Annotated in this window: 7 protein-coding genes; 3 read left to right on the forward strand and 4 right to left on the reverse strand. The window is 67.9% G+C overall.

Annotated elements, in window-relative coordinates; translation table 11 throughout:
• Nucleotides 1-10 precede the first annotated feature (10 nt).
• From ACIPV5_RS14205 to ACIPV5_RS14220, 4 genes are all read right to left on the reverse strand, one after another.
• The gene (locus ACIPV5_RS14205; protein WP_187250164.1) at nt 11-364 is read right to left on the reverse strand and encodes a hypothetical protein; all 354 of its coding nucleotides are present in this window, start codon (nt 362-364) and stop codon (nt 11-13) included.
• A 67-nt stretch (nt 365-431) separates the two neighbouring features.
• A complete protein-coding gene (locus ACIPV5_RS14210; RefSeq protein ID WP_053097674.1) occupies nt 432-749 on the reverse strand; it encodes an NIPSNAP family protein in 318 nt (105 codons plus the stop codon).
• A gap of 40 nt (nt 750-789) precedes the next feature.
• Nucleotides 790-1,233, reverse strand: a complete 444-nt coding sequence (locus ACIPV5_RS14215; RefSeq protein WP_400341487.1) for a hypothetical protein — start codon at nt 1,231-1,233, stop codon at nt 790-792.
• 141 nt (nt 1,234-1,374) lie between these two features.
• Complete coding sequence (locus tag ACIPV5_RS14220; RefSeq protein WP_400341489.1) at nt 1,375-2,670, reverse strand: DUF1254 domain-containing protein; 1,296 nt, start codon at nt 2,668-2,670, stop codon at nt 1,375-1,377.
• Between the two features lie 101 nt (nt 2,671-2,771).
• On the opposite strand from ACIPV5_RS14220, the gene ACIPV5_RS14225 reads away from it, so the two are divergent.
• The 3 genes from ACIPV5_RS14225 (at nt 2,772) to ACIPV5_RS14235 (ending at nt 12,619) form a co-directional block, all read left to right on the forward strand.
• Entirely contained in the window at nt 2,772-3,032 is a 261-nt protein-coding gene (locus tag ACIPV5_RS14225) for a hypothetical protein (RefSeq protein ID WP_053097671.1), read from the forward strand.
• Nucleotides 3,025-3,498: a BLUF domain-containing protein gene (locus tag ACIPV5_RS14230; RefSeq protein WP_400341491.1), complete on the forward strand. Its 474-nt coding sequence runs from the start codon at nt 3,025-3,027 to the stop codon at nt 3,496-3,498. Before ACIPV5_RS14225 ends, ACIPV5_RS14230 begins: the two co-directional genes overlap by 8 nt.
• 136 nt (nt 3,499-3,634) lie before the next feature.
• Complete coding sequence (locus ACIPV5_RS14235; RefSeq protein ID WP_400341493.1) at nt 3,635-12,619, forward strand: DUF5979 domain-containing protein; 8,985 nt, start codon at nt 3,635-3,637, stop codon at nt 12,617-12,619.
• Nucleotides 12,620-12,690 lie beyond the last annotated feature (71 nt).

Genomic DNA, 12,690 nt, shown 5'->3' on the forward strand with positions numbered 1-12,690 from the left:
GGAGTCCGAGCTAGTCGCGGTCGGCGTCGATCAGCTCGAGGAGTTTGCGCAGCTCGTCGCGGATCTCGGTGTGGTCGTACTGCCCGGCACGGCTCTCACCGGAGATGACTCCCGAGCGGCGTACCGAGCGGAGATCCCCGAAGGGGAAGGAGTACGCCTTCTTCGTCTCGGGGTTCTCGCTCTTGTCGATGCCCAGGTGCCAGTGGGAGAACTCGGTCCATCCGTGCTGCTCGATGAAGCGGTTCTCGTCGTCAGCGCTGGGCGCGGCCTCCGACCAGTCGTCGCGCTCGTCGCGGACGACCTTGCCGTCGCGGACCAGCGAGCGGGCGTGTTCGAGGGCGGGGTGATTCAGTTCGATAGCCATGCGCAGACGCTAGGACGGAGAGCGGCACCGTCGAACCCCCTTGACGCACCGGGCGGGAGCATCCCCCTCAGTCGGCGTCGGCCGAGAAGACGGGGCTGAGGAAGCGGCGCTCGTAGCGGCGGATGCATTGGGTTCTGCGCGCGAACTCGAAGGCCTCGATGCACTCGGGGTCGGTCTTCGATGCCGTGCGGTAGACCTCGTACTCGGCCAACGAGGGGAACGTGAACAGCGCGAACGCCTCATCGCTGTCGCCTTCGCTCGGCATGAAGTAGCCGTGGTGGGTCCCGCCGTGCTTCGCCACCAGACGGATCCATGCCCTGCCGTACTCGGTGAAGTCGTCGAGCTTGTCGGGGTCGATCTCGTAGCGCAGGTGAACCGTGATCATGTCCTTGATCCTGCCAGAGCCGGACCGCGCGTTCCGATCGTCACTCCGCCGCCGCTGCGGCGCTCCGCTCCTGTTCTGAATTCGGCGTCCAGCCGAACCAGCCGTCAGCGCTCTGCACCACGCTCCAGTCGCCGCAGGCGAAGACCGTCTTCACCGTGTACGGGTCCGGGGCGTCGTCGAGCACCCAGGCAGGCGCCGACTGCCGATCCACCTCGACGCAGTCCTCGCCGAGCGCGGATTCGCTGGTGAGCAGGATGACGGCATCCGGGGCATCCTCGATCGTCGATGTCCGCACGGTGATCGCGGTGCCGTCCGCAGGCAGCCAGTCCACGTCGACCTCTGCGCCGTCGTCGAACGCTGCGCCGTCGTCGAAGGTCGACGTGGCCTGCTTGTGGACGATGCTGTCGTACGCGGCGCATCCGGAGAGAGTGAGCGCCCCCGCGAGGAGCAGAGCAGGTGCGGCCAGTGCGATTCGTGCGTTCATGTGTCCAGCCTCGCTGGATCGCCGCGCTGCGGCATCGTGCAAGCGAGGTATCGGCATCCGTCTGGAGGATGATCCGGAGCCCGCCCGCTAGTCGAGTCTGTTCGGATCGTCCCCGGTGTCAGGTGAGGCCGAGGGTGTCGGTCACCGCTTCGGCGCGATCGGTGGCAGCTGATAGGTCCCTTCGGCGATGGCGGTGTCTCCTCCATACGCGCGAATGATGACAGTGAATGCCCCTTCCGGGGCCGGCAGCCAGTTCGCGGCTTCCTCGTCGGATTCCGGGCGCCGGTTCTGGACGTACAGTGTGAGCGATCCGTCGTCTCCGTATCGGATCCCCTCCGTCCGGTCGCCGATGGAGTAGCGGTCGATCTCGTTGGCGCTGAGGAGTCGCTCGGGCAGGGTGTAGAGCGTCGCCGACCAGAAGAAGCGTGCCCGGGGCAGCTGTTCGGCGGTGAATGTGATCGTGTACTCGGTGCGTCCTGAGATGCGCTGGCCCTCGGCGTCGACGAGCCAGCCGCCGTACCATGCGATCGCCGGGGGGAGTCCGTAGAGACCTTTCTTCGCGCCGACGTTCCGGTGGTCGTATGCGCCGGACATCTCCTCACGAGTGCCGAACAGTCCGGTGGAACTCGCCGTGCTCGATGCGACCTGCTCGAGGTGGTCGACGCCGTCGTGCAACCCCTGAAGCAGGGCTGCCCGATCGCTGTCGCCGAGGTCGGCGGTGCGGAACCTTCCCGTGCCGTCCAGCCCCAGGGACTTCATCCGCTCACGCACCTCGCGATCCTCTTCGAGCACGGGGGCGAAGCGAAGGAGAAAGTCCAGGATGTCGAAGAAGCGGATGTCGGTTGCCGCTGATTCGTCCCAGGCGGGCCAGTCGACCGCCTCGACGGACTGAGGTGTCGAGCCGTCGATCTCATGCAGCGGAGTCACGATGTAGGACTGCTGGATGCGTCGCAGCTCCTGGAGGTCGCCATCCGTGAAGGATGTGCGTCCGAGGCACCCGACGAAGTCCGTCGAGGCCGTGATCACGCCATCGATACCCGCGGGCGTCTCCCCGCTCCACGACGGCCCCGCGAGCAGATACTTCCCCGGGGCGGTTCCGGTGGTGGCCGCGCTCACGTACCCGGCATACACGGTGTAGAGGTCGTGGAACGGAAGGATGTAGAAGCGATCGATGGCGGGCACGGTGACGACCACCGGCTCGGCGCGCAGGTCGAACCAGCCCCACGAGTACGGGGTGTCGTTGTTGGGGGTGACGATGTCGGTGTTGTCGGGGGTGAACGGTTCGGAGTAGTGACGAAACAGTCCGAAACCTCCGGTGTAACGGGGATCTGAAGCATCCACCGCCTGCTCGTGGAGGGTGCGATAGTTCTCGATCATCGCGTACCCGAAGGTGTACGCATCGCGAGCGATGGACCTGAGCTCCTCGACGTCAGCCATGGTCTGAAGCTAGTGGTCGTCACGCATTCTGTCAGCCCCTGGACACGACTGAGACGGCGTCATCCGGAGCCCACCCGGAATCTCGAAGGTACGCTGAGGGCATGGGTGATCAATCGCCGACGCCTGTTCGCCCGCTCTGGGCGAGCGTGGCAGACGGCTTCTACGTGGGCAGCCAGGACGGCTCCTTCCTCGGCTACGTCGACCGTCTGTCCGACGGCGTCTGGCGCGCATTCGATGCGGCCTCGCGCTCCATCGGCGACTTCGCGGACCACCATCGAGCGATGGCGGCGGTGACGGCCACCGTCGAGGTCGGCGCGCATCGGTCGGCTCACCACGGCGGGGACGGGGTGCGGAATGACTGAACAGAATCCGCTCGTCTCGCTCGTCTACTGCAGCAGCGCCACGCAGCCGTTCGGCGAACACGAGCTCGGTGAACTGCTGGCAGTGAGTCGCGCCCGCAACAGCGACCGCGACATCACCGGCATGCTGCTCTACCGCGGCGGAGAGTTCGTGCAGATCCTCGAAGGGCCCAGGTCTGACGTCGAAGCGTTGATGGAGAGGATCGGCCGCGACCCGCGCCACACGGATGTCCGCGTGCTGATCGAAGAGCCGCTGCACGAACGGCGCTTCCGGGACTGGACGATGGGATATCAGTCCCTCGTCGCTCCCGAGCCTGGAACGGCCTCGGGATATCGCGACTCGTTCGACGATCTCCGCATGGGCGATCACGACATGATCGGTCGCGCGATCATGGAGCTGACGCTGTGGTTCCGAGTGCGTGAGTCGGCCAGTCGGCAGCCCGTCGAGAGCGAAACCCGGTCGCGCTAGCCGTCATCTGAGGCGGATGAGCACGCTCGCCGCGCCACCACCCGGTGTCACCCCGGCAGGGTGAGGTCGTCCTGTCGGTCTCTTCGGGACCTTCCTACGCTGGCCTGATCCACGCAGGCTCAGGGGGGTCATCGACATGGAACGGCGACGACGGTTTCTCGCAGGACTCACCGTGCTCGCGCTCGCCGCGGCATCCTTGGTCTTCGGAGCGGCGCCGGCCTTCGCGGTGGCGGCGTTCTCGATCCAGAAGTCCGCAGTCGAGGCGGGCCCCTTCGGACCCGGCGACACGGTGACCTATCAGATCACCGTCAACTGCTCGTCGGTGAACGACCCCGGCTGCCTCAACACCGTCATCAGCGACGAGCTCCCGGATCCGCTCCTGTTCAACCCGGCGATCGCGAATCCGGTCACGGTGCAGATCAACCCGCCAGCCGGACAGCCCGCCGGCGACTACGACCTCGACGTGGACACGGCGGAGAACAGCTTCGCCATCACCCCTGGGCTGGATCTCACCGCAGACCCGGTCATCTGGCCCGCGGGATACAGCATGACGGTGACCGTCAACGCGATCGTCGACCCTGCGGCCGATGGCACGTGGGACGGTGCGACGGTGACGAACACGGCCACGGCGGTCGCCGACAACGCGCCGGCCACGCCGGCGACCGCGGACGTCGTGCTCGCCGTGGACACGACGCTCGAGTCGAGCATCGACAAGACGGTCGCGCCGACGAGCACCCTTCCGGCGGTACCCGGTGAGGTGGTCGACTGGACGGTCACTCCCGGGAACGCCTCGAACCAGAACGTCGACACCATCGTCATCCAGGACCCGGTGACACCCCCGGGAGAGTTCGGCGGCTACCTCGATGTGACCGGCTACGACATCACGCCTCCGGACGGAACGGAGTCGACGACGACGGAGTACTTCGTCGACGGCACCTGGACGACGACAGCCCCGGATCCGATCAGCGAGTCCGGCGGTGTCCGTGTGACCTTCACCGGAACCTTCGCGCCCGGGGCCACGGGAGAGGTCGTCGTCCACACGGTCACGAACGACGCCGTCACATCGATTCCGGATGACACCGACGTGACGGTCGTCAACGATGCGTCGTCGACGGTCGCCCGCGCGGGAGAATCCAGCGACCCCACGACGGACTCGGCGTCCGTCGTGATCGCCCAGCGCCTCCCGGACGTCACGATCGAGAAGTCGTTCAGCGACAACACACTCGTCAGTGGCCAGAGCGCCACCGCCGGCATCGTCGCCACCGTCGGATCCCAGAACGTCCAGACGCTCACCGTCACCGAGCCGACTGCGGGCGCCGCGACCTTCACCGAGCAGGGGCTGCGGTTCGACGGATTCGGCGATGTGGAATGGCCCGTCGCCGCGACCGCTGCCGAGATCACCTATCAGTACAGCGACTGCGCAGCCAGCACGGAATCGACGACCACTCCCGATACGCTGCCCGAGCCCACCGACGGCTGCACGGTCGAGGGATTCACCATCGTCTACTCGGCCGAGGGGGATGCGATCGTCGCCGGTTCCTACGCGGCGATCCCCATCGACATCACGGCGCTGCCGACCGACGACGCGGTGGCGAGCACCAACGCGGTAGACACCGCCGCCGAGAACAGCGCCGGCCAGATCGGCATCGATGACGCGTCGGCCCCGTTCACGATCGACCCCCTCACGCTCGACACCTCCGTGACCAAGTCCATCGCTCCGGACACGATCTGGGGAGTGCCGGGAACCGACGCGGATGTCACGCTGACGGGCAACGTCACGCCGGAATCCACGACGGGATCCGAGCGCCTCGTCATCTCCGACCCGGCGGACCCGCAGGCCGACACGGCGTTCTGGGATGCCTTCATGGCCACGGAGATCACGAACACGGACATCCCGGCATGCACGACTCTCACCGTCCGCTACTGGCAGGAACCGGACGGGCCGTGGACCGACTTCCCGGACGCGACGGAGGTGCCGGGCCCGGAGTCGCTGTGGTCGTACGAGATCCCCGCGGATCTCCAGGACGACATCGGCGGCATCCAGCTCGAATACCTGCCGCTGGATGCGGACGGCTGTCCTGTTCTGCTCCCGCCCGGGTTCACGGTCGCCACGCACATCGGCGTCGACCTGACCGACGCGCAGGACGAGGAGGTGACCTTCGCCAACACCGCGCAGTCGCTCGTCGACAACCCCGATGCCGGGGGGGAGAAGACCGCGGACGCATCGGATGACGTCGACGTGCTGCCCATCGACGGCGGGGTCGGACCGGACTTCCTCGACAAACAGTGGCTGCAGGACGACGTTCCCGCGCTGTCGGGCGAACGCCGCAGCGCCCGGCTCCTCTGGTCGACGGAGGGGCTGAACATCAGCAGCATGACCCTCACCGACATCTCCGAGACGGCGGACCCGGCCGATACGGCGGGATCCGTCTACGACGCGTGGAACCTCGTCGCCATCGATCCGATCACGACGACGACCGACCCCCTGATCGCGGGAGACGTCGTCTCCGAGGTCGCGCTGTACCTGGACGGGTCGGGATGGACCGACATCACCGCGCAGGCATGCGCGGCAGGATGCGACGGGGAGTTCGGCGGCTACACGCTCACCGAGGCGCAGAGCGCCGACGCTCTCGCGGTCCGGATCGTGATCTCGGAGGGGACGGACGGCGAGGGCGTCGGGTCGTCGTATGAACGCCGTCCCCTGGATCTGCAGTTCCAGGTGCGCGACACGCTGCGGAGCGTCCCCTCGCAGGCGGTGCTGGGCAACTTCCACGACTACACGTACAACACGGGTGAGCCGGGACTCGTCGACAACACCGCCAGCGCCCGCGGCGTCAACGCAGCGACAGGAGTCGACAGCCTCGACGGCGCGGACGACACGATCCTGATCGTCGATCAGCCCATCAACGCCACGCTCACCAAGACCTTCGATCAGGATCAGCTGGGGCTGCCGGCCGTGGATCCGCCTGCGGACCCGTCCGACTACCCGCTCATCAGCGCGACCCTCGTGGCCACGAACATCTCTGCCGCCCGGGTGTCCGGCATGGTCATCGACGACCCGACCGCAGGGGAGGCGCTTGCGGACACCGCGTTCGACACCCTCGATCTTCATGACATCGACGCGATCGAGCTGCCCGCGGGCATCTCCGAAGAAGAGACCGCGGTCACTCTCGCCCGCGGTGCGGGTTCGACGGAGTACTCGTATGCCGAGGCCCTCGAGCTCGACTCCACCGACCTCGCCGACGTGACGGGACTCTCCGTCGCGTTCCGCTCGGACGACGGGACCCCGGCGATCCCGACCGGCGCGTCGGGACAAGTCCTGCTGACCTGGCAGCTGCGAGACGTGCTGAGGTCGGACCCGGCACAACCCGTCACCGTGACCCCCGCGGGCGAATCGATCGTCAACGACGCCCATGTGCAGCTCGAGAGCCCGGTGCTGGAGGGATGCGCCGACAACCAGTGCGGCACGGGCATCGCGGATGCCGCTGATGAGTTCGCGATCGTCGCGGCGAGTTATGCGATCGAGACGACCAAGACGATCAGTCCCGAATCCGTCTATGAGGACGAATCGACCACGTACGTCACCGAGCTCGGCGGACGACCGAACGGGACCGCGCGCACCACGTCCTTCGAGCTCACCGACAGCACGCCGACGTTCTGGAACACGATGGACTTCGTGGGCGCGCAGATCGCGGTCCCCGCCCCGGTGAACGAAGTGGCGATGGATGTGCTCGTCGATGACGACGCCGGGCGCGACGTCGAGTACGACGAGGTCGCCGGCGATCTCGTCGCCACCTGCAACGGCGCACCGGTGACGGACGCCTCGCCGTGCTGGGAGACCGGCGAGTGGATCGCATCGCCCACGCCGTCGACCGTTCAGCTCGACCCACCGGCGGGTGTCGACGCGGACACGATCGTGGGCGTGCGCTTCAGCGCGCGTCAGGTGGACGCGGACGGCGAGATCCTGCAGTGGGAGCGTCCCTTCAACCCGCAGCTCACGTTCGCAGTGACCACCGAGCGTCGGGAGTTCCTGCGCAGCGACCCCGATGTCCTCGTCTCGACCACCCGACCCGATCTGCAGCCGAACCCCGGCGAGACGGAGCTGGGCGTGATCAGCGACGACGTGCAGTCGTACAGCACGGCGCAGTTCGGTCCCGATCAGGTCTTCGAGCAGGAAGGCCAGGCATCCGATTCGACCGTGGTGCTGCATCGCCCGAACACGGTCGAGGTCACGAAGACCCGCGGATCGTCGGCGCTCGTGAGCGCCTCCGGCACGATCCCCTATGTCATCACCGTCGCCAACACCGGGCAGTGGGACATGACCGGCTTCGAGGTGGTCGACCAGATCGAGACGGATGCCGAGGGCTCGCTGCTCGTCGAACCCACTCCGCCGGCGTATGCCTTCGCGCTCAGCGGCTCCGGTGCCCCCACCGAGGACCCGGGCTTCAGCGCCGAGCTGGATGAGGCCACCGGTCTGCTCACCATCACTGCGCCCGACGACTTCGTGTTCGAGGCCGGCTGGACGCTGACGGTGACCGCGCCGCTGCGGTTCCGCGACGACCTCACCCCGGACACGACCGTCGGCAACACGGTGACCGTCAGCTCCGACCGCCTCTTCGAGACCTGCCAGGGCACGACGGTGATCGACGGTACCGATCTCGCGCCGAAGAGCCCCGAGTCCGGTGTCGCGACCTGCTCGGCCGACACGGAGGTCACGCCGCTCGCCAGTGCGGCGATCTCGGCGAAGAAGTACGTCAAGGGAACGGGAGCGGGCGACCCCGCCACAGCCGACGACGATCTGGGCGTGCTCAATGTCAGCGGCGACGCGGCGGCGTGCGACCCGTCGCTGCCGGGCGTCGTGGACGACGGCTACCACTCGTTCCCGTGCGCCCCTGTCACCCGCCCGGGAGGCGAGGAGTCGTGGCGCATCGACTTCACCAACAACGGCAACACGAGTGCCAGAGTGGTGGCGGCGGTCGACACGCTGCCCACGGTCGGCGACCAGGGCGTGATCGTCGCCGCGGACCGCGGGTCTCAGTTCCCGGTGACGCTGTCGGGCACCCTCGCCGCGAACTTCGCCTCCCTCCAGGACAGCGCGTATGCCACGTACGGCATCTATCTCTCTCCGGCTCAGCTCAGCCAGTCCTGCAACGACAACGCGATCAAGGTGTTCACCGAGGATGCCGCCGTCGACCCCGCCTGCGACTTCCAATGGGAGCTGGCGAGCGATGCCACGCCGCCCGAGACGCTGGCCGCCGCGCGCAGCGTGCTCCTCGTGCTCGAGTACGACAACCCCGACGCCCTCTCGCCGGCACCAGGACTTCGTCCGGGCGAGACGCTGCGACTCACCTACGAGACGCAGACGCCGTTCGTGCTGCCGGCGGCGTCGGCCGTGCCGTCGGGTCTTCCCGTCGCCTACAACTCCTTCGCCACCGCATCCCGCTCCAACGCCACCGTCTCGCAGCCCGAGCGGCCCTCTCTCGTGGTCGAACCGCAGAAGGTGGGCGTCGCGGCGGCCACCGGCCAGCTGCTCCTCGCCAAGGACGTGCAGGCGCCGGAGTTCTCCACCGACATCGAGCTGCCGGCGAGCTACCCGCTTCTCGTGACCTGCACCTCCGGCGGCGAGGCCGTCACCCTGCTGCGTGCAGACGGCAGCGACGCGAGCCGTCCGTCGGTCGACGCCGACGGCACCGTGCTCCAGTACAACAGCGAGACCGGACCCGTGAACCTGCCCCTCTTCTCGACCTGCACCGTGGCCGAAGACCCGGTGCTCCCGGGGGTGACGGTGACCGTGGATCCCGAGACCGGAGTGACCGCCGATCGGGACTGGAGCGAAGAGCCGTCGATCTGGGACCCCTACAGCGGTGACCCCGAGCAGGCGGCGATCACCGTCATCAACGACTTCGCCGCCGGTGGGTTCTCCGTCGCGAAGAGCGTCGACAACGGCGGTGCCTCCGACGAGAACGGTGAGCCCGTCGCCTACACGCGCACGTATTCCTTCGAGGCGACCTGCAGCTATCTCGGGCAGGAGGCGATCCCCGAGGCCGACCGGCAGTTCACGCTGCAGGACGGCGACATCCGGACCTTCGCCGACCTCCCTGCCGGATCCGAGTGCTCGGTCTCCGAGACCGACGCGGCCGGCGCGGCGCAGACCACCATCGTCGTCACGGAGGACGGGGTGGTGGGCGATGAGGTCGTCACCGACGAGACCTCCTTCACGATCCTCCCGTATGCGGACGGGCCGTCGGCGGCGCTGACCGTCGTCGGCGTCGAGAACGCGTTCACCACCGGTGCCGTCGAGGTCACGAAGTCGATCGCGGGCGCCGGGGGAGACGAGTGGGGCGGTGCGACCTTCACCGTCGAGATGGTGTGCACGCTCGAGGGTGCGACCCCGGATCCGGTGTACTCGGACTCCGCCACTCTCAGTCGAGACGACCCCACCTGGCTGGTCGAGGATCTTCCCACCGGTGCCGAGTGCACGGTGACGGAGACGGCTGACGGCGGCGCCAATTCGAGCACGGGTCCCGTCACCGTCGTGGTCGGGGACGACCCGGCGACTCCCGTCGAGGCAGATGTGACCAACACGTTCACGGTCGGCGCCCTCCAGGTGCAGAAGGAGCTCGTCGGCGCGCCGGCCGCGGAGCTGGACCCGGCGATCCAGGACGAGTACCTGATCAGCCTCGCCTGCACACGGGACGTCAACGGCGTCATCACCGACATCGAGATTCCCGGTGGACCCACCCGCATCATCGTCGGCGCGGGCAGCGCGCTCTACCCGGGCCTGCCGACCGGAGCCGCATGCACGGTCTCTGAGCCCGAGGCGGGGCACGCGACCGGCACGACGATCAGTCCGGCCCAGCCGGTCATCATCGGCGACGACGTGACGCCCGTGGAGGTGTCCGTCACGAACGAGTTCGACAACGGCTCGGTGTCGGTCGAGAAGACCGTGGAGGCTCCCGACGGGTTCCCCGTGGCTGCGGAATACACCGCGACGGTGTCGTGCGACTGGTTCGGCGCCGAGGTGCCCCTGGTCGATGACGGGGTCGTCACGCTCGTCCCGGGCGCAGCCCCGGTCGTCATCCCCGACGTTCCGGTCGGCTCGGTCTGCACGGTCGCCGAGGACGACGCCGGCCAGACGGCCGCCGTCGTCACTCCCGAGGCCGTCACCGTGACGGCAGCGGATCAGGTGTTCGCGCTCACCGTCGAGAACTCCTACGAGTGGGCGGCGCTCGAGGTCGGCAAGATCGTCGAATCCGACAGCCCGTTCGTGCCCACCGGTTTCGAGTTCGACGTCGTGTGCACCTTCCGCGGAGAGGTCGTGGTGGACGACACGTTCACGCTCGATGCCGGCCAGACCGAGGTGATCTCGCCCATCCCCGCACGCTCGGAGTGCACCGTCACCGAGACGGACGACCGGGGGGCCGACGACACGATCACCGCGGCCGAGGTCGTCGGAGCAGACGGCGAGCTGGCACCGCAGATCGACCAGGAGAGCCGCACGGTGGTGATCCCCGAGCTGCAGCCGGGCACCGACACCACCGTCAACACCGTCACCTACACGAACCTGTACGACGCAACGGCGCTGCTGCTGGTGAAGGATCTCGAGGGTGCGGGTGCCGAGCAGTTCGGATCCGACGAGACCTTCACCTTCACCGTCGTCTGCGTGCTCGCCGGCGAGACGGTGCTGTCGACCTCTGTCGAGCTGAATGCGGCGAACGGATGGTCGACGCCGCTGACGGATGTCGTTCCGGGATCCGAGTGCACCGTGACCGAGGACGACCTCAACGGGGCGGATGCCGTGGTGATCGAGCCCAATGACGGTGCGGACACCTCTGTCGGCATCGGCGTGGTGCCGGTGACCGGCGGCCTCGTCACCGTGACCGCGACGAACTGGTATCTCACCGGCTCGCTCGAGGTGACGAAGACGTTCGCGGGCGACGGCGTCGAGAAGTTCGGCAACGCCGCGTATGAGCTGCGGCTCACGTGCGTCCGTGACGGAGAGGTCGTCGGCATCCCCGACGGGGCAGTGCGGGTCGTCAGCGCCGACTCTCCGACGGCACTGTGGGAGGAGCTTCCGACCGGGTCCGCCTGCCGCCTCACCGAGGTCGATGACGGCGGTGCCAGCTCGACGGCGATCCTGAACTCCGCAGGAGAGGTCGTCGCCGGTGATGGCGAGAGCTACGCGTTCACGGTGCAGACGGACCCGTCGATCCTGAGCGTCGACGACCAGCCACAGCCGGGACTGGACGTGCAGAACACCTTCGACCTCGCACAGGTCTCTGTGTCGAAGACGGTCGATGGTGGCGGAGCCGTGGCCGCGGACGGCGAACCCGTCGCATACGGACCCTTCGAGGTGACCCTCGAATGCGTCTGGGACGAGCAGCAGGTGCAGGCGCTGGAGCCCATGACCCGGACGATCGCCGATGGAGAGACGATCACGTGGACCGAGCTTCCGCAGGGCGCCGAATGCGAGGTCACGGAGACCGATCCGGCGGATGCCGACTACACCACCCTGGTCGTGACCGAGGGCGGACAGGCAGGCTACGCCGTCGCGGGAACCGCAGCGGAGCTCGCACCGCTCCCGGATGTGGACTCCGCGGATCAGACGTCTGTGGCGATCACCAACGTGTTCACCACCGGTGATCTCCGCATCACGAAGATCGTCGACGGATCGGGTGCGGACGCCGTCTCCCGGCTCTTCCCGGTGCAGGTGACATGCGTGCTCATCGATTCGTCCCACCCGGACCCCGGCCTCGTCGTCCTCGACTCGTCGTACGAGATCGGCGGACCGGACCGAGCGACGGCGCAGATCGAGGGAGTGCCCTCGGGCAGCGAGTGCGTGGTCACCGAGACGGACACGGGCGGGGCGACCGAGACGAGGATCACGGTCGACGGTGAAGAGGTTCCCGGAACATCGACCACGGTCACGGTCTCCGATCAGACCATCGGCCTCGTCTTCACGAACACGTTCATCGCACCTCTTCCCTCCACGGGACTCTACGCGCGGGACGCATGGCTCGCGATCGGCGTGGGCATCGCCGTGCTCGGGGGCGGGGTTCTGCTCCTCGTCCGGGCGAGAAGGCGACGGCTCGGATGGCAGCGCGCCGGGGCTCACCTCTGATGGGTGAAGCGCCGATTGCACCGCCGGTCCGCAGAAGCGAGGCTGAGTCACACGACCACCGCGGTGACGCG

Source organism: Microbacterium sp. NPDC090014, from assembly GCF_044748285.1.
GTDB lineage: Bacteria > Actinomycetota > Actinomycetes > Actinomycetales > Microbacteriaceae > Microbacterium.